This is a genomic window from Nocardioides daphniae, assembly GCF_004777465.1.
Lineage (GTDB): Bacteria > Actinomycetota > Actinomycetes > Propionibacteriales > Nocardioidaceae > Nocardioides > Nocardioides daphniae.
The window spans coordinates 1,267,249-1,283,999 of the sequence record NZ_CP038462.1; the positions used below are offsets into that span (position 1 = coordinate 1,267,249).

Below are 16,751 nucleotides of genomic sequence, written 5' to 3' on the forward strand. Positions count from 1 at the left end.
GAGAGGGGGCGGGCGACCTAGCATGGCGTCATGACCGCCACCCCAAGCTCTGAGGAGCTCCTTCCCGAGTCGATGGCTCGGGTGCTGGGGGAGTACGAGCGGCACCTCGTCAACGAGCGCAACCTCTCCGAGCACTCGGTCCGCGCCTACCTCGGTGACGTGGCCGGGATGCTCGAGCACGCGCGCCGCCTCGGCCTCGACTCGGTGGAGGAGATCGACCTGCGGACCCTGCGCAGCTGGCTCGCCCAGCTCCAGACCCGCGGTCGCTCCCGCGCGACGGTGGCGCGGCGGGCCAGCGCCGTACGGGTCTTCACCACCTGGCTCGCGCGGACCGGCCGGGCGCCGACCGACGCGGGGGCGCTGCTGCTCTCGCCCAAGCAGGCTAAGACCCTGCCAGCGGTGCTGCGCGTCGAGGAGGCGACGGAGCTCATCGCCGCCGCGACCGAGCAGGCCGCCGACGGGAGTCCGGTGGGGTTGCGCGACGTCGCCGTCCTCGAGCTGCTGTACGCCACCGGCGTACGCGTGGGGGAGTTGGTCGGGCTCGACGTCGACGACGTCGACCGGGACCGACGCGTCGTACGCGTGCTCGGCAAGGGGCGCAAGGAGCGCAGCGTCCCCTTCGGGCTGCCCGCCGCGCGCGCCGTGGAGCAGTGGTTGCGCGAGGGGCGGCCGTTGCTGGCCACCGAAGCCTCGGGACCTGCGCTCCTGCTCGGCGCCCGGGGCGGTCGCGTCGACCCCCGGGTGGTCCGCGAGATGGTGCACCGTCGTCTCGCCGAGGTGCCCGGAGCCCCTGACATGGGGCCGCACGGCCTGCGGCACACGGCGGCCACCCACCTGCTCGAGGGCGGCGCCGACCTGCGCACGGTCCAGGAGCTGCTGGGCCACTCGTCGCTCTCGACGACGCAGCTCTACACCCACGTCAGCACGGACCGCCTGCGCCAGGCCTACCGCCAGGCCCACCCGCGCGCCTGAACCGGCGTCGGCACCAGCCCCAGCAGGCTCAGCGGCATCAGCGTCACCGGGTCGGGGGCCCACAGCGGCAGGAGGCGGACCGGACCGCCGCCGACCAGGGTGAGGGGATCGAGGTACTCCTCGCCACGGCGCCACCCCCAGTGCAGGCAGGTCGCCGGGGCACAGTGCGACCCCGTCGGGTGCAGCCACCCGATCGGGTCGCCCGCCGCGACCTCGTCCCCCTCGTCGACGCCGCCCAGCACCGGCTCGTAGGTCGTACGCGTCCCGCCGTGGGAGACGACGACGACTCCGCGTCCGGCGACCCGCCCGACGAACGACACCGTCCCTTCCATGGCGGCCAGGACCTGCTGCGCCGGGGTGCCGGCCAGGTCGACGCCGCGGTGGCCGCGACCCCAGCGCTCGTCGGGAGGTGTGAACCCCTGGACCACCCGGGGGTGGCCGGCCAGCGGCCAGGTGCCGGAGGCGGCGGGTGACGGAGGCAGGTCGGCCACCGCCGCGCCAGGGACGCTGGAGAGGGCGACCAGCAGGCAGGCAGCCAAGGAGGTGCGAGACTTCATGGCGCCACCCTCGCTGCTGCGCCGCGGACGTGCAGGTGTCCTGCGGGTTGCTGTGGACGACGTACGACGGTGCCCTCGGTGTGCACGCCGGGCGGCGCATGCTGATTCGCCGCCCGCCCCGCGGTTGCCGTAGGGTGTCCGGAGCAGTCCTCACGGGCTGACTTCGCACGCCCACGTGCTGCGACGAGGTCGAGTCAGGCCTCGAGCCATCGTGGGCGCGGCCCTCAGTTCCCCCTCGGGGGATCGGGTCGCGCGTGGGCGTCAGGGCACCCGGCACAGCCGGGGGCGACGAACTGAAAACCCTGCGCAGGCCGCACCGAGAGATCGGGGCGGATCGACCTGCGTCCGACACAAAGGAATCACCATGGCAGTCGTGACCATGCGCCAGCTGCTCGAGAGCGGCGTCCACTTCGGGCACCAGACCCGTCGCTGGAACCCGAAGATGAAGCGTTTCATCCTCACCGAGCGCAACGGCATCTACATCATCGACCTGCAGCAGTCGCTGGGCTACATCGACCGCTCGTACGCCTTCATCAAGGAGACCGTCGCCAAGGGCGGCACCGTGATGTTCGTCGGCACGAAGAAGCAGGCCCAGGAGGCCATCGCCGAGCAGGCCACCCGCGTGGGCATGCCCTACGTCAACCAGCGCTGGCTCGGCGGCATGCTGACCAACTTCCAGACGGTGCACCAGCGGATCAACCGTCTCAAGGAGCTCGACGAGATCAACTTCGACGAGTCCTCCAGCAGCCGCACCAAGAAGGAGCTGCTGCAGATGCGCCGCGAGCGCGACAAGCTCAACAAGTCGCTCGGCGGCATCCGCGAGATGACCCGCACCCCGTCGGCGATCTGGATCGTCGACACCAACAAGGAGCACCTCGCCGTCGAGGAGGCCCGCAAGCTCCGGATCCCGATCATCGGCATCCTGGACTCCAACTGCGACCCCGACCAGGTCGACTTCCCGATCCCCGGCAACGACGACGCCATCCGCGCCGTCGGCCTGCTGACCCGCGTGGTCGCCGACGCCGTCGCCGAGGGCCTCGTCGCCCGCTCCGGTGCCAAGTCCGGTGGCACCGCTGAGCCGCTCGCCGAGTGGGAGCGCGAGATCCTGGCCGGCGACGCCGCCGAGGCCCCCGCCGCCGACGCTGCTGTCGAGGCGCCCGCCGAGGCTGCGACCGAGGCTCCCGCCGAGGCTGCTGCCGACGAGGCTCCCGCCGCCGAGACCAACTGACCTCTCGTCAGTCTCAGCGAACCCGACAACTTTCGAGGAAGAGGATTCATGTCCAACTTCACCGCTGCCGACGTCAAGAAGCTCCGTGAGCTCACCAGCGCCGGCATGATGGACTGCAAGAAGGCGCTGACGGAGACCGACGGCGACTTCGACAAGGCCGTCGACCTGCTACGCGTCAAGGGCACCGCCAAGGCTGCCGCCCGTGCCGCCGAGCGCGAGGCGTCCTCCGGCCTGGTCGTCACCTCCGGTGGCGCCCTGGTCGAGCTGAAGTCGGAGACCGACTTCGTCGCCAAGAACGCCGACTTCATCGCCACCGCGGAGAAGATCGCCGCGGCGGCCGACGCCAACAAGACGACCGACGCCGACGCCCTCAAGGCGGTCGAGCTCGACGGCAAGACCGTCGGCGAGATCGTCGAGGGCCTGGCCGTCACCATCGGCGAGAAGATCGAGCTGGGCCAGGTCGCCTACTTCGACGGCAACACGGTCACCTACATGCACAAGCGTGCCGCTGACCTCCCCGCCGCCGTCGGCGTCCTCGTCGAGTACGAGGGTGACGAGGCCGCTGCCAAGGCCGCTGCCATGCAGGTCGCCGCGATGAAGGCACAGTTCCTCACCCGCGAGGAGGTCGACGCCGACGTCGTCGCCCGCGAGAAGGACGTCCTGACCGCCAAGACGCTGGAGGAGGGCAAGCCCGAGGCTGCCGTCGCCAAGATCGTCGAGGGTCGCCTGGGCGCGTTCTTCAAGGAGATCGTCCTGCTCGAGCAGGAGTCGATCGTCGAGTCGAAGAAGAGCGTCAAGCAGGTCCTCGACGCTGCCGGCACCACCGTGAAGCGCTTCGTCCGCTTCGAGGTCGGCGCCTGAGAACCTGACAGGGTTCTGATCGAGCAACAACACACGAGGAGGCCGGTTCGGTGGATCACACGATGACCATCGGACCGGCCTTCTCGCACCTGCACCACCCCCGCCACGCACAGCTGACGTTCGAAAGGATCTGACGTGCTCGCTTACAACCGCGTCCTGCTCAAGCTCTCCGGTGAGGTCTTCGGCGGCGGCAGCGTCGGAGTCGATCCTGACGTCGTGCAGAGGACGGCCCGTCAGATCGCGGAGGTCGTGCGCGCCGGCGTGGGCGTCAGCATCGTGGTCGGCGGCGGCAACTTCTTCCGCGGCGCGGAGATGCAGCAGCGCGGCATGGACCGCGCACGCGCCGACTACATGGGCATGCTCGGCACGGTCATGAACTGCCTGGCCCTCCAGGACTTCCTGGAGAAGGAGGGCATCGAGACCCGCGTCCAGACGGCCATCACCATGGGCCAGGTCGCCGAGCCCTACATTCCCCGCAAGGCGATCCGCCACCTCGAGAAGGGCCGCGTGGTCATCTTCGGCGCCGGCGCCGGCATGCCCTTCTTCTCCACCGACACCGTGGCCGCCCAGCGCGCGCTCGAGACCCGCTCGCAGGTCGTCCTGATGGGCAAGCAGGGCGTCGACGGCGTCTACACCGCCGACCCGCGCCTCGACCCCACGGCCACCAAGCTCGACACGCTCAGCTTCCAGGACGCCCTCACCCAGGGCCTCAAGGTGGCCGACGCGACCGCCTTCGCGCTCTGCATGGAGAACGACATGCCCCTGATCGTCTTCGGCATGGAGGACGAGGGCGCCATCCTGCGCATCGTGCAGGGTGAGAAGATCGGGACGTTGGTCAGCTCCGAGGGCTGACCACAGCTCGTACGCCTGTCGCCCCGCGGCGACGCACCACCCCAGCACGACACTGGCACCACCCAGAGCACTCACGAACGAGAGAAGGCAGCCGTGATCAACGACATCCTCCGCGAAGCCGGGCAGAAGATGGACAAGTCGGTCGAGTCGACCCGCGAGGAGTTCACCACCATTCGCGCCGGTCGCATCTCCCCGACGGTCTTCAACAAGATCGTCGTCGAGTACTACGGCACCCCGACGCCGCTCCAGCAGCTGGCCACCTTCACGTCGCAGGACGCTCGCACGATCCTGATCCAGCCCTTCGACCAGGGCGCCGTCGACAACGTCGAACGCGCCGTGCGTGACTCCGACCTGGGCGTCAACCCCTCCAGCGACGGCCGCGTGGCGCTGCGTCTTCCCGGAGCTCACCGAGGAGCGCCGCAAGGAGTACATCAAGCTGGCCCGCAGCAAGTCCGAGGACGGCCGGGTCTCCGTGCGCAACGTGCGTCGTCAGGCCAAGCAGGCCCTGGAGAAGCTCGAGAAGGACGGCGAGGTCGGCAAGGACGACGTCACCGGTGCCGAGAAGAAGCTCGACGCGCTCACCAAGGACCACACCGACGCCATCGACGAGATGCTGAAGAAGAAGGAAGCAGAGCTGCTCGAGGTCTGAGCAGCACGACAGAGATGACGACTCCCTCACCGACGGCCGAAGCGCCGAAGAAGGACCACGGGCGCGCGGGACGCAATCTCCCGGCGGCGATCGCCTCCGCGGTGGTCTTGCTGGCGCTGATCGCGGCGACCCTGTACTTCTGGAAGACCGCGTTCATCGCGGTGGTCGCCGTGGCCATGGTCATCGGCATCTGGGAGCTCGGTCGTGGCCTGCGGGCCAAGGAGATCGACGTCCCCGAGCAGCCGCTGATGCTCGGCGCCGTCGTGATGGTCGTCGTCGCCTACTTCTCCGGTCCCGCCGCCCTGGTGACCGCCACCGCGGTGACTGCCCTCGTGACGATGCTGTGGCTCCTGCGCCGCGGCGTGGACGGCTTCGTGAAGAACGCCACGGCCTCGGTCTTCGTCCTGGTCTACCTGCCCTTCCTGGCCTCCTTCGTGGGCCTCATGCTCCGTGAGGGTGGGTCGACCGGCTTCGAGCGGTTCGACGACGGCGTACGCGGCATCGTCGTCTTCGTGCTGGTCACCGTCGCCTCCGACACCGGCGGCTACGTGGCCGGAGTCCTCTTCGGCAAGCACCCGATGGCCCCGGTCATCTCGCCCAAGAAGTCGTGGGAGGGCTTCGCCGGCTCGGCCCTGGCCTGCGTCGCAGCCGGCTGGTTCCTGGTCACCACGCTGCTGGACGCGGACGCCTGGGTGGGCGTCCTGCTGGGCCTCATCGTCGTCGTGATGGCGACCCTGGGCGACCTCGTCGAGTCGGTCATCAAGCGCGACCTCGGCGTCAAGGACATGTCGCGTGTGATCCCGGGCCACGGCGGCATCATGGACCGGTTGGACTCGCTGCTGGCGACCATCGCCCCGGTCTGGCTGCTGCTCCACTACCTGGCCTTCTGAGACGGCTCCTCCGACCCGCGGCGCGCCGGGGCCGGCCCGTGATCCGGCCCGGTCGCCAGCCTAGGATTCCCCGCATGAGGGAGACCGACGAGCAGACCCCCGCCCGGGCGACGGACTGGTGGCACCGCGACCACCCCACCTTCACGGCGCTCTCCGGCTTCTTCGCCGGCATGCTCTTCGTCACTGCGGTGCCCGGCGGTTTCGCCGGCCTGCTGCGCCTGCTGCTCCCGTACGAGGACGCGGAGCGCTGGTTCCCGCTCGTCGCGCTCACGCTCCTGGTGCCGCTGGGGCTCCTGGTCGCACCGCGGACGCGTCGTTTCGGCACCTACATGGTGATCGGGATGGTGCTGACCATGCTCGTGGTGCTCGGCGTCGCGTCGCTGGTGCTGTGGTTCATGGTCGAGCTCGACGCCTGACGGTTCGCTCCTCCGGCCCAACGGTGGGAGGATGGAGCAGATGTCCGAGAAGCCTGCCCTCCTGCCCCTGGTCTTCGACGAGCCGCGTGGTCGCAAGAAGCCACCGCGGCACTTGGCCGACCTCGACGAGGCCGGACGCAAGGAGCTGCTCGTGGAGGCCGGACTCCCCGGCTTCCGGGCCAAGCAGCTCTCGAACCACTACTTCGCCCGGCTGGTCAACGACCCCGCCGAGATGACCGACCTCCCGGCGGGTCAGCGCGACGCCCTGGTCCAGGCCCTGCTGCCCAAGCTGATGGACCCGATCCGCGTCCAGACCGCCGACAAGGGCACCACCGTCAAGACGCTGTGGAAGCTCTTCGACGGGGCGCTGGTCGAGTCGGTGCTGATGCGCTACAAGACCCGCGCCACGGTCTGCGTCTCCAGCCAGGCCGGCTGCGGCATGGCCTGCCCCTTCTGCGCCACCGGCCAGGGGGGTCTGCAGCGCAACATGTCGACCGCCGAGATCGTCGAGCAGGTCGTCTCCGCCAACCGGACCATCGACAGCGGCGAGATCCCCGGCGGCCCCGGGCGCATCTCCAACGTGGTCTTCATGGGCATGGGTGAGCCGCTGGCCAACTACAAGGCCGTCGTCGGAGCCGTGCGCCGACTCACCGACCCCTCGCCCGCGGGTCTGGGCATGAGCGCCCGCGGCGTCACCGTCTCGACGGTGGGCCTGGTCCCGCGCATCAACCAGCTGGCGGAGGAGGGCATCCCGTGCACCCTCGCGCTGTCGCTGCACGCCCCCGACGACGAGCTGCGCAACGAGCTGGTGCCGATCAACACCCGCTTCTCGGTCGCCGAGACCGTCGAGGCGGCGTGGAACTACGCGCGCCTCACCAAGCGACGTGTCTCGATCGAGTACGCGATGATGCGCGACATCAACGACCAGGCCTGGCGCGCCGACCTGCTCGCCGACGTCCTCAACTCCTACGGTGACTGGGCCTGGGTGCACGTCAACCTGATCCCGCTCAACGAGGTCCCCGGCTCCAAGTACACCCGCTCGCGTGACGAGGACATGGCGGAGTTCGTCCGGCGCCTCGAGGCCAAGGGCATCTCGACCACGATCCGCGACACCCGCGGCGACGAGATCGACGCGGCCTGCGGCCAGCTCGCCGCTGCCGAGTGACGCCCGCCTGACGCGTCAGGCGTCGGGGCTGCGTACGAGCGCAGCAGCCTCCTCGACCGTGTCGACGAGGTGCACGTGCGACTCCATCGCCCGTCCGCGCGCCAGCGTGGTGAGCAGCTGCCACGCGGGGACCGTCTCGGTCCAGTGCTCCCGACCCACCAGCACCATGGGCGCGATCGACGACTCGTCGGCGTAGTAGTTCTCGCAGGCGTCCTGGAAGACCTCCTGCAGGGTGCCGGCCGCGCCCGGCAGGAAGACGATCCCGCTGTCGCAGACCTCGAGCAGGATCGCCTCGCGGGTGGCGTTGCGGAAGTACTTCGCGATCCGGGTGGCGAACGGGTTGGGCGGCTCGTGGCCGTAGTGCCAGGTCGGGATGCCGAGGGTGTCGGTGCCGTGCGGGTGCTCGTGCAGGACGTCGAAGGCGGCCCCCACCCAGGCGCCCACGTCGGGGGTGAACGACGGTGCTCGCCCCAGGACCTCGAGCGCCTCGACGAGTGCCTCCCGTGGCGCGGCGGCCAGGTAGGCGCCGAGGTTGGCGGCCTCCATCGCGCCCGGCCCGCCGCCGGTGGTGACCACGTGCGTACGCCCCAGGGCACGGCCGAGCTCCGCGGCGTACGCGTACTCGGGGCGTCCGCGCTGCAGGGAGTGCCCCCCATCACGCCGACCAGGTGGCGTCCGTCGACCCAGGCGTCCCAGCGCCTCGTCGATGGCGTGGTCGTGCAGCGAGGCAGCCAGGTCGGGGTCGACGCCGGAGCCTGCCCAGGCGTACGCCCGCGCGTCGCGAGCGAGGTCTGGTAGTCGTCGGTGTCGTAAGAGCTCCTGCGGCGTGTAGAGCCGGCTGCGGTAGACCTCCACCGGCACGTCGGGGAGCCGGGGGAAGACGATGGCGCCGCGACGGCGTACGTCGTCGTCCCCACCGTCGGCGAACGTGCAGCCCAGGAAGAGCGCACCGGTGACGTCCGTGGCGGCCAACGCCGCGGCGCGCCGGTCAGGTCGACGCCGCGGACCCGCCAGCCGTTCAGGGAGCCGGTGCCGCAGGCCAGGCGGTGGTCGAGGTCGGAGGCTGTCGACCTCGACGGTGCGTCCACGGGTGCGTCTCACGAGGGAAACCTAGCCCACGGACCTGACGTGCCGCCTCGACCGGCGCGGCTCACCAGGCGTGCGCGAGGACCTCGGCGAAGAGCTCCTCGCCGTCGACCTCCAGCCCGCGCGAGGTGAACCACCGGGCCATGTTCACGCAGTCGCGCCGCAGGATCTCTCCCGCCTGCGGGTTGCCCGCCAGGTCGACCACCTGGGGCAGGTCGATGACGACGATCCGCTCACCGGCGACGAGCACGTTGTAGGGCGACAGGTCGCCGTGGGCCAGGCCGGCACCAGCGAGGGTGTGCAGCACGTCGCGGACCTGCTCGTACCAGTTCTCCAGCAACCCCCGGCCGGGCCGTTGCCCGGCCAGCCTCGGGGCAGTGCCGCCGTCGTGCGAGATCCACTCCATGAGGATCTCGGTGCCGTCGCACTGCACGGGGTAGGGGACCGGCAGGCCCAGCTCCCAGCAGCGCCGCAGCGCACCCCACTCGGAGACCGCCCACTCGGCGGCCGCGACGGTGCGCCCCCACGACGACTTGCGGTCGAGCGCGCGTTGGTCGCGCGACCGCTTCACCGAGCGGCCCTCGGTGTAGGAGGCGGCGCGGTGGAAGGCCCGGTGCTCGGGTGCCCGGTAGCGCTTGGCGGCCATCACCACCGCGTCGTCGGGGTGCAGCAGGTCGCGGCGCTCGAGGAGGAAGACGTCGGCCTCCTTGCCGCCCTTGAGGACACCGAGCTCGGTGTCGACCGCACCCGAAGCGGTCACCAGCCAGGCGGGGAGCGGCTCGGGGCCGCGCATCAGGGGCTCGACGCTCGGCCAGGTCGACCAGCGTTGGCCGGGCTCGAGCTCGTCGGCGAGCGGGACGAAGTCGAAGGTGAAGTCGGTGGCGGCGTCAGGGGAGGAGGGGTGGGGCGGGTGGGACATGGGTGCTCCGGTGGGTCGGACGAACGAGGCAGGGCGCGGTGGAACGAGTGGGCACCGACATGGCTCCTCCTCACGTGCGTACGACCCGGGCAGGTCCCGGCCGCTCCAGCCTGCGGCAGCCCGGAGCCCGCCGCAACCGAGTTTTCTGCGTGACCCCGCGTCCGGCGCCCGGAGCGGCCTCGGCCGGGGTACCTTCGGGCCATGAAGGGTCTCCGGGGCCGCGCGCCCCGACGTACGCGTGCCCGCCTGCTCGCCGGCGCGGTCACGACCGTGCTGCTCGTCGGGCTCGTCGGGCCCAGCGCGGGGGACAGCACGTCGGCCCAGGGCACCAGCGGCATCGGTGACGCCTACTTCCCGCTCGACGGCAACGGCGGCTACGACGTGCGCCACTACGACGTGCGGGTCCGCTACGACTTCGCGCGCCGCCACCTGGGCGGCACGGCGACGCTGACGCTCGTGCCGTCGGTGGACCTGAAGCGCCTCAACCTGGACCTGCTCCTCAAGGCCTCGGCGGTGAAGGTCAACGGGACGCCGGCCACCTTCCGCAAGGACGGGGGCCACGAGCTGGTGGTGACGCCGCGCACCGTGCTCAAGGCGGGCCGCACGGCCAAGGTCACCGTGCGCTACGCAGGATTCCCCGGTCGGCAGCGCTACCTGGGGGAGGGCAACTGGCTCGCCAGCCGGCACGAGGTGGTGACCATCAACCAGCCGCACATGGCGCCGTGGTGGTTCCCGGCCAACGACCACCCCAGCGACAAGGCCACCTTCCGGGTGGCTGTGACGGTGCCGCAGGGCAAGCGCGTCATCTCCAACGGGCGACTGCTCGGCCGGGTGCGGAAGGGGCGCACGCAGACCTGGCAGTGGGGTGCGCGCGACCCGATGGCGACCTACCTGGCCTTCTTCGCCGCCGGCGACTTCGCGGTGGAGCGCGGCACCACCGACGGGTTGCCCTGGTTCAACGCGGTCTCGACCCGCCTCGACGCGCGGTCCCAGCGCCAGTCGCTCACGCAGCTGCGGCGCAGCGCAGCCCTGGTCCGCCAGATGGAGCGCGACCTCGGCCCCTACCCGTTCGAGACGACCGGGGGAGTGGTCACCTCACTGATGGCCGGCTTCGCGCTCGAGAACCAGACCCGCCCCGTCTACTGGCCGCTGGAGACCGGCAGCACGTGGCTGCTGGTCCACGAGCTCGCCCACCAGTGGTTCGGCGACGCGGTCGCCGTCGCGCGCTGGCGCGACATCTGGCTCAACGAGGGCGCGGCGACCTTCATGGAGCAGCGCCACGCCGAGCGGACGGGTGGACGACCGGTGGGTGAGTGGCTGCAGGAGCAGTACGCCGCCTTCGCCGCCCAGGACTCGTTCTGGGACCTCGCCATAGCCCGCCCGGGAGCCGACAACCTCTTCCACGACGCGGTCTACCTGCGAGGTGGCATGACCCTGCAGGCGCTGCGTCAGCGGATCGGGGAGCAGGACTTCTGGACGCTGCTGCGAAGGTGGATCGCCACCCACGACGACGGCAACGCCAGCACCGCGCAGTTCGAGAAGCTCGCGGCCGAGGTCAGCGGCGAGCAGCTGTCGGGCTTCTTCGATGCGTGGCTGCGTACGCCTGCCAAGCCGGCCGCGACCCGCGACAACGGCCTGGTCCTCGGCGCGCCGTCCGGCGGCTGATTCCTGCCGCTCGTCCCTCGGAGCCGGCCGCTGCCGGGGCCGGGGGTGTTGCCCACGTCACGTCCACGGCACGATTGGGTCATGAGCTACCGCGAGGCGTACCAGCAGTCGATCAGCAGCCCGGAGGAGTTCTGGGGCGAGCAGGCGGCACTGGTGGACTGGTTCCGCAAGCCGCAGCAGGTCCTGGACTCCACCAACCCGCCCTTCCACCGGTGGTTCCCCGACGCCACGCTCAACACGTGCTACAACGCGCTCGACCGCCACGTCGTGCGCGGCGCCGCCGAGCGCACCGCACTCATCTACGACTCCGCGGTCACCGGGACGAAGCGCCGTTACTCGTACGCCGAGCTGCTCACCGAGGTCGCTGCCTTCGCGGGCGCGCTGCAGCAGCTCGGGGTGGAGAAGGGCGACCGGGTCGTCGTCTACATGCCGATGATCCCCGAGGCCGTGATCGCGATGCTGGCCTGCGCCCGGATCGGGGCCGTCCACTCGGTCGTCTTCGGCGGCTTCGCGCCGCAGGAGCTGGCGATCCGCATCGACGACGCCACCCCCAAGGTCGTGGTGAGCGCCAGCTGCGGCATCGAGCCATCGCGCACCATTGCCTACAAGCCGCTGCTCGACCAGGCGCTCGAGCTGGCCGAGCACGCCCCCGAGGCCGTCGTGGTGAAGCAGCGCCCCGAGGTCACCGCCGAGCTGGTCGACGGGCGCGACCTGGACTGGGACGTGGCGATGAGCGCCGGCCGGGTCCAGCCCGCCGGATGCGTCGAGGTCGCCGCCACCGACCCGCTCTACGTGCTCTACACCTCCGGCACCACCGGCAAGCCCAAGGGCATCGTCCGCGACAACGGCGGCCACGCGGTCGCGATGGCGTGGTCGTTCCCGAACGTCTACGGCTGCGACGCCGGTGACGTCTGGTGGGCCGCCTCCGACGTCGGTTGGGTGGTCGGCCACTCCTACATCGTCTACGGACCGTTGATCAGCGGCGCCACGACGGTGCTGTACGAGGGCAAGCCGGTCGGCACCCCCGACGCCGGCGCCTTCTGGCGGGTCATCGAGGAGTACGGCGTCAAGGCGCTCTTCACCGCCCCGACGGCGATCCGGGCGATCAAGAAGGAGGACCCCGAAGGCCGGTTGGTGGGGGAGTACGACCTCTCCAGCCTCCAGACCCTCTTCCTGGCCGGTGAGCGCCTCGACCCCGACACCTGGGAGTGGGCGGGCGAGAAGCTCGGCGTGCCCGTGGTCGACAACTGGTGGCAGACCGAGACGGGCTGGCCCATCGCCTCCAACCTGCGCGGCCTCGAGCCGATGGAGATCAAGCCCGGTTCGCCCTCGGTGCCGGTGCCGGGCTTCGACGTGCAGGTGCTCGACGGCTCGGGCAACCAGGTGCCGCCCGGCTCGGAGGGTGCGATCTGCCTCAAGCTGCCGATGCCGCCCGGCACGCTCGCCACCCTGTGGGGCGACGACCAGCGCTACGTCGACTCCTACCTCTCCGCCTTCGACGGCTACTACCTCTCCGGTGACGGCGGGTACGTCGACCCCGACGGCTACGTGTACGTGATGGGCCGCACCGACGACGTCATCAACGTCGCCGGCCACCGCCTCTCGACCGCCTCGATGGAGGAGGTCATCTCGCGTCACCCGGCGGTCGCCGAGTGCGCCGTCATCGGTGTCGCCGACCCGATGAAGGGTCAGCTGCCGCGCGGCTTCGTGGTGTTGAAGGCGGGGGTGGAGGCCGACCCCGACGAGATCCGTGACGAGCTGGTGGCCCGGGTGCGGGCCGAGATCGGCGCCGTCGCGGCCTTCAAGGAGGTCGTGGTCGTGGGCGGCCTGCCCAAGACGCGCAGCGGCAAGATCCTGCGCAAGACCATGCGCGAGATCGCCGACGGCAAGGACGCTGCCGTGCCCAGCACCATCGAGGACGCGGGTGTGCTGGACACGCTGCGGCCGGTGCTGCGTCGCGAGTGATCGGCTGATCCGGGAGTGTTGAGGCCATCTGGTGGCCCCAACACTCCCCGCTCACCTTGCGCGTGGCGTTCTCCACAGGGGGCGGAGCAGTCAGGCCGAAGGTGCGCCACGCTGCATCGCATGGTGTGGCAGGACGTGGCTCGAGCACAGGACGGTGTCGTCGCTCGTGGTCAGGTGCTGGCTGACGGGCTCCAGCCGCACGACGTCAAGCGGCTCGTCCGACGACGCGACCTGGTCCCGGTGCACCGAGGGGTCTACGTCACCCACACCGGCGACCTGACGTGGCGGCAGCAGGCGTGGGCGGGTGCGCTTGCGCTCTGGCCGGCGGCCCTGTGGGGTCCTTCCGCCCTCGCAGCCATGGATGCGCGCGAACCCGTCAACGACACGCCTCTCCACCTTGCCGTCGACCACGAGCGTCGTGTTGCCCAGCTGACGGGGGTGGTCCTCCACCGGGTCGTGGGTCTCGAGCCGCGGGTGCGCTGGAGTGCGTCCCCTCCGCGCATGCACGTGGAGGAGGCTGCTCTGGACGTCGCCGTGACCGCCGGGGACGAGTTCGCCGCAGTCGCGGCGCTGGCCGACGTCGTACAGCGGCGACTCACCACACCCGCGCGGCTGTCAGCAACCCTTGACCGCCGCGTACGCCTGGCGCACCGTGGTTGGCTGACGGATGTGCTGGCTGACCTCGAGGAGGGAAGCGACTCGGTGCTCGAGCATCGGTACCTCGTCCGGGTGGAGCGGCGTCACGGACTCCCACACGGTCGCCGCCAGGCACGTCTGCCCGGCGCTGCCGCGGTCCACGACGTGCTCTACGAAGGTGCGCGCGTGATCGTGGAGCTCGACGGCCGGGCGCACCACTCGCTCGCGCGTGACCGGTTCGCCGACCTCGACCGGGACGCCGTCGCGCTGCTCGCGGGACACGTGACCGTGCGGCTGGGGTGGGGGCAGGTGGTCGGCCAGCCGTGCCGTACGGCGGCCCGCCTCGCGGCCCTGCTCGCCCAACGAGGGTGGGAGGGGTCTCTCCGTCCCTGCCCAGACTGCTGATCCGGGAGGGTTGAGGCCACCAGGTGACCTCAACCCTCCCGGACGTCAGTCGAGCTGCGCGAGCGCCTGCTCCAAGTCTGCGACCAGGTCGCGGGCGTCCTCGAGGCCGACGGAGAAGCGGACGGTGCCGTCGGTGATGCCGGCGGCAGCGCGGCCCTCGGGGCCGATCCGGCGGTGCGTGGTGGTGGCCGGGTGGGTGACCAGCGACTTCGCGTCGCCGAGGTTGTTGGAGATGTCGAAGATCTCCAGGGCGTCCATGAACCGGAACGCCTCCTCCTGGCCACCCTCGAGCTTGATCGCCACGACCGTGCCACCGCCGGTGAGCTGCTTGGCCGCCAGCTCCCGCTGGGGGAAGGAGTCGAGCATCGGATAGATGGTGGTGCCGACCTTGGGGTGCGACTCGAGGAAGCGGGCCACCGCCTCCGCGTTCTCGGCCATGCGGCGCACCCGCAGGTCGAGGGTCTCCAGCCCCTTGAGCAGCACCCAGGCGTTGAAGGCGGAGAGCGTCGGTCCCAGGTTGCGCAGCAAGGTCACGATCTCGGCCACGTAGTCGGCCCGGCCGAGCACGGCGCCGCCCAGGACGCGGCCCTGGCCGTCGATGTGCTTGGTCGCCGAGTAGACGACCACGTCGGCGCCCTGCTGCAGCGGCTTGGAGAAGACCGGGGTGGCGAAGACGTTGTCGACGATGACGGTCGCGCCCGCGGCGTGCGCGAGCTCGGAGACCGCCTCGATGTCGACCATCGCGAGGAGCGGGTTGGAGGGGCTCTCGAAGAGCACCGCCTTCGTCGGCACCGAGAGCGCCTCGGCCCAGGCATCGAGGTCGGTCGGGTCGACCAGCACCGTCTCGACGCCCCACCTCGGGAAGAACTCGTTGACCACGTAGATGATCGCGCCGAACATCGCGCGGGAGGCGACGACCCGGTCGCCGTTCTGCAGCAGCGCGGCGAGCGAGCAGAAGATCGCGGACATGCCCGACGACGTGGCGGCGCAGGCCTCGGCGCCCTCGAGGGCGGCCATGCGCTCCTCGAACATCCGCACCGTCGGGTTGGTGTAGCGGGAGTAGACGTCGTGCTCGAGCTCGCCGGCGAAGGTGTCGGCCGCGTCCTGCGCGGTGGTGAAGACGTAGCCGCTGGTGAGGAAGAGAGCCTCGGAGGTCTCGTCGAACCCGCTGCGAGCCAGGCCGGCACGCACTGCCTGGGTCGCCGGGTGCCAGGAGGAGTCGGGGGTCGTGCTCATGCACCGAGGTTGCCACACCCGGCGGACCTGTCGTGGCGGCGGTCCCAGCCGTGAGAGGCGCCCACGTCGGGCACGGCTGCGTACGCGTCGGAGGAAGGTGGCGCACGCCTGACAGACTGGCGCGCGTGAAGCGACGCGACGTGGTCATCCTCGGCAGTACCGGATCCATCGGCACCCAGGCCCTCGACATCGTCCGGGCCAACCCGGACCGGTTCCGGGTCGTCGGCCTGACGGCGGGCGGCAGCAACCCCGAGCTCTTCGACCAGCAGGTGGCGGAGTTCTCGCCGGCCCGCTCCGGGCTGGGGGAGGAGGCCTCCGTCGAGGCCGCCGGCATGGAGGCCGACGTCGTGCTCAACGGCATCACCGGTGCCGTGGGCCTGCGCCCCACCCTGGCTGCGCTGGAGGCCGGCAGCGTGCTCGCGCTGGCCAACAAGGAGTCGCTGATCATGGGCGGCGAGGTCGTCACCCGCGCGGCGCGGCCGGGCCAGATCGTCCCGGTCGACTCCGAGCACTCGGCGCTCGCCCAGTGCCTGCGTTCGGGCAGCGTCGCCGAGGTGCGCAAGCTGGTCCTGACGGCCTCCGGCGGCCCGTTCCGCGGGCGTACGCGGTCGGAGCTCGCGCAGGTGAGCCCCGCCGAGGCGCTCGACCACCCGACGTGGGCGATGGGGCCGGTGATCACGATCAACTCGGCCACCCTGGTCAACAAGGGGCTCGAGGTGATCGAGGCCCACCTGCTCTTCGACGTCCCGTTCGACCGCATCGAGGTCGTGGTGCACCCGACCAGCGTCGTGCACTCGATGGTCGAGTTCGTCGACGGCTCGACGCTCGCCCAGGCCAGCCCGCCCACCATGCACATCCCGATCGCGCTGGGCATGGCCTGGCCCGACCGGGTCCCGAGGCCGCTCCGGCCGTCGACTGGACGACCGCCCAGACCTGGCAGTTCTTCCCGCTCGACGACGAGGCGTTCCCCGCGGTGAGCCTCGCCCGTCAGGCCGGGGCGACCGGTCGCACGGCTCCGGCGGTCTACAACGCCGCCAACGAGGTCTGCGTGCAGGCGTTCCGTGACGGTCGCCTCGGATTCGTCGAGATCGTCGACGTGGTGGCTGCCACGGTGACCGCTCACGACGTAGGCTCGAGCACGCAGCCGCTCGACCTGGACGACGTGCTGGCTGCCGACGCCTGGGCCCGCGCCGAGGCCGAGCGCCGCATCGCCGCCCTTGAGTCGTCCACCTCACCGGGGAACTGACCG

Annotated in this window: 14 protein-coding genes and 2 pseudogenes; 12 read left to right on the plus strand and 4 right to left on the minus strand. The window is 71.0% G+C overall.

Going from position 1 to position 16,751, the window contains the following annotated elements:
- Positions 1–30 precede the first annotated feature (30 nt).
- Positions 31–972, plus strand: a complete 942-nt coding sequence (locus E2C04_RS06250; protein WP_135831967.1) for a tyrosine recombinase XerC — start codon at positions 31–33, stop codon at positions 970–972.
- Here E2C04_RS06250 and E2C04_RS06255 read toward each other — a convergent pair.
- Positions 945–1,529 (minus strand): M23 family metallopeptidase, encoded by a 585-nt coding sequence (locus E2C04_RS06255; RefSeq protein WP_135831968.1) that lies wholly within the window; start codon positions 1,527–1,529, stop codon positions 945–947. The two genes, E2C04_RS06250 and E2C04_RS06255, sit on opposite strands and share 28 nt — an antisense overlap.
- Positions 1,530–1,893: 364 nt before the next feature.
- Here E2C04_RS06255 and rpsB point away from each other — a divergent pair, with 364 nt between their 5' ends.
- The 7 genes and pseudogenes from rpsB (at position 1,894) to rlmN (ending at position 7,590) form a co-directional block, all read left to right on the plus strand.
- Positions 1,894–2,757, plus strand: a complete 864-nt coding sequence (rpsB, locus tag E2C04_RS06260; RefSeq protein WP_135831969.1) for a 30S ribosomal protein S2 — start codon at positions 1,894–1,896, stop codon at positions 2,755–2,757.
- A 48-nt stretch (positions 2,758–2,805) separates the two neighbouring features.
- Positions 2,806–3,618, plus strand: coding sequence for a translation elongation factor Ts (gene tsf, locus E2C04_RS06265; protein WP_135831970.1), 813 nt, complete (start codon positions 2,806–2,808; stop codon positions 3,616–3,618).
- Between the two features lie 135 nt (positions 3,619–3,753).
- A complete protein-coding gene (pyrH, locus tag E2C04_RS06270) occupies positions 3,754–4,470 on the plus strand; it encodes a UMP kinase (RefSeq protein WP_135831971.1) in 717 nt (238 codons plus the stop codon).
- A 96-nt stretch (positions 4,471–4,566) separates the two neighbouring features.
- A pseudogene (frr, locus tag E2C04_RS06275) lies at positions 4,567–5,119 on the plus strand (ribosome recycling factor).
- 14 nt (positions 5,120–5,133) lie between these two features.
- Complete coding sequence (locus tag E2C04_RS06280) at positions 5,134–6,009, plus strand: phosphatidate cytidylyltransferase (RefSeq protein WP_135831972.1); 876 nt, start codon at positions 5,134–5,136, stop codon at positions 6,007–6,009.
- A gap of 74 nt (positions 6,010–6,083) precedes the next feature.
- On the plus strand, positions 6,084–6,425 hold the full coding sequence (locus E2C04_RS06285; protein WP_135831973.1) for a hypothetical protein: 342 nt from the start codon (positions 6,084–6,086) through the stop codon (positions 6,423–6,425).
- A gap of 31 nt (positions 6,426–6,456) precedes the next feature.
- A complete protein-coding gene (rlmN, locus tag E2C04_RS06290; protein WP_170213488.1) occupies positions 6,457–7,590 on the plus strand; it encodes a dual-specificity RNA methyltransferase RlmN in 1,134 nt (377 codons plus the stop codon).
- A gap of 15 nt (positions 7,591–7,605) precedes the next feature.
- Here the strand turns inward: rlmN and E2C04_RS06295 are convergent, their stop codons facing one another.
- Both E2C04_RS06295 and E2C04_RS06300 read right to left on the minus strand, forming a co-directional pair.
- On the minus strand, positions 7,606–8,691 hold the full coding sequence (locus E2C04_RS06295; RefSeq protein WP_238694448.1) for an LOG family protein: 1,086 nt from the start codon (positions 8,689–8,691) through the stop codon (positions 7,606–7,608).
- Positions 8,692–8,740: 49 nt separating this feature from the next.
- Positions 8,741–9,595 carry a serine protein kinase RIO gene (locus tag E2C04_RS06300; protein WP_135831975.1) on the minus strand — a complete coding sequence of 285 codons (855 nt, stop codon included), beginning with the start codon at positions 9,593–9,595 and terminating at the stop codon, positions 8,741–8,743.
- A 201-nt stretch (positions 9,596–9,796) separates the two neighbouring features.
- Here E2C04_RS06300 and E2C04_RS06305 point away from each other — a divergent pair, with 201 nt between their 5' ends.
- The 3 genes from E2C04_RS06305 to E2C04_RS06315 all read left to right on the plus strand — a co-directional run bounded on the left by E2C04_RS06305 (position 9,797) and on the right by E2C04_RS06315 (position 14,266).
- Positions 9,797–11,260, plus strand: coding sequence for a M1 family metallopeptidase (locus tag E2C04_RS06305; RefSeq protein WP_135831976.1), 1,464 nt, complete (start codon positions 9,797–9,799; stop codon positions 11,258–11,260).
- An 81-nt stretch (positions 11,261–11,341) separates the two neighbouring features.
- The gene (locus E2C04_RS06310; RefSeq protein WP_135831977.1) at positions 11,342–13,225 is read left to right on the plus strand and encodes a propionyl-CoA synthetase; all 1,884 of its coding nucleotides are present in this window, start codon (positions 11,342–11,344) and stop codon (positions 13,223–13,225) included.
- A gap of 120 nt (positions 13,226–13,345) precedes the next feature.
- Positions 13,346–14,266 carry a type IV toxin-antitoxin system AbiEi family antitoxin domain-containing protein gene (locus E2C04_RS06315; protein ID WP_135831978.1) on the plus strand — a complete coding sequence of 307 codons (921 nt, stop codon included), beginning with the start codon at positions 13,346–13,348 and terminating at the stop codon, positions 14,264–14,266.
- 45 nt (positions 14,267–14,311) lie between these two features.
- On the opposite strand, the gene metZ is transcribed toward E2C04_RS06315, so the two are convergent.
- Positions 14,312–15,502 carry an O-succinylhomoserine sulfhydrylase gene (metZ, locus tag E2C04_RS06320; protein ID WP_135831979.1) on the minus strand — a complete coding sequence of 397 codons (1,191 nt, stop codon included), beginning with the start codon at positions 15,500–15,502 and terminating at the stop codon, positions 14,312–14,314.
- 125 nt (positions 15,503–15,627) lie between these two features.
- Between metZ and dxr the strand changes: the two are divergent.
- Positions 15,628–16,748, plus strand: a pseudogene (dxr, locus tag E2C04_RS06325) (1-deoxy-D-xylulose-5-phosphate reductoisomerase).
- The last annotated feature ends 3 nt before the right edge of the window (positions 16,749–16,751 follow it).

Bases quoted from the DNA above. Each gene is read 5' to 3' on its own strand.
- E2C04_RS06250 (WP_135831967.1), top strand. From the start codon at position 31: ATGACCGCCACCCCAAGCTCTGAGGAGCTCCTTCCCGAGTCGATGGCT.
- E2C04_RS06255 (WP_135831968.1), bottom strand. From the start codon at position 1,529: ATGAAGTCTCGCACCTCCTTGGCTGCCTGCCTGCTGGTCGCCCTCTCC.
- rpsB (WP_135831969.1), top strand. From the start codon at position 1,894: ATGGCAGTCGTGACCATGCGCCAGCTGCTCGAGAGCGGCGTCCACTTC.
- tsf (WP_135831970.1), top strand. From the start codon at position 2,806: ATGTCCAACTTCACCGCTGCCGACGTCAAGAAGCTCCGTGAGCTCACC.
- E2C04_RS06280 (WP_135831972.1), top strand. From the start codon at position 5,134: ATGACGACTCCCTCACCGACGGCCGAAGCGCCGAAGAAGGACCACGGG.
- E2C04_RS06285 (WP_135831973.1), top strand. From the start codon at position 6,084: ATGAGGGAGACCGACGAGCAGACCCCCGCCCGGGCGACGGACTGGTGG.
- rlmN (WP_170213488.1), top strand. From the start codon at position 6,457: ATGGAGCAGATGTCCGAGAAGCCTGCCCTCCTGCCCCTGGTCTTCGAC.
- E2C04_RS06300 (WP_135831975.1), bottom strand. From the start codon at position 9,595: ATGTCCCACCCGCCCCACCCCTCCTCCCCTGACGCCGCCACCGACTTC.
- E2C04_RS06305 (WP_135831976.1), top strand. From the start codon at position 9,797: ATGAAGGGTCTCCGGGGCCGCGCGCCCCGACGTACGCGTGCCCGCCTG.
- E2C04_RS06310 (WP_135831977.1), top strand. From the start codon at position 11,342: ATGAGCTACCGCGAGGCGTACCAGCAGTCGATCAGCAGCCCGGAGGAG.
- E2C04_RS06315 (WP_135831978.1), top strand. From the start codon at position 13,346: ATGGTGTGGCAGGACGTGGCTCGAGCACAGGACGGTGTCGTCGCTCGT.
- metZ (WP_135831979.1), bottom strand. From the start codon at position 15,502: ATGAGCACGACCCCCGACTCCTCCTGGCACCCGGCGACCCAGGCAGTG.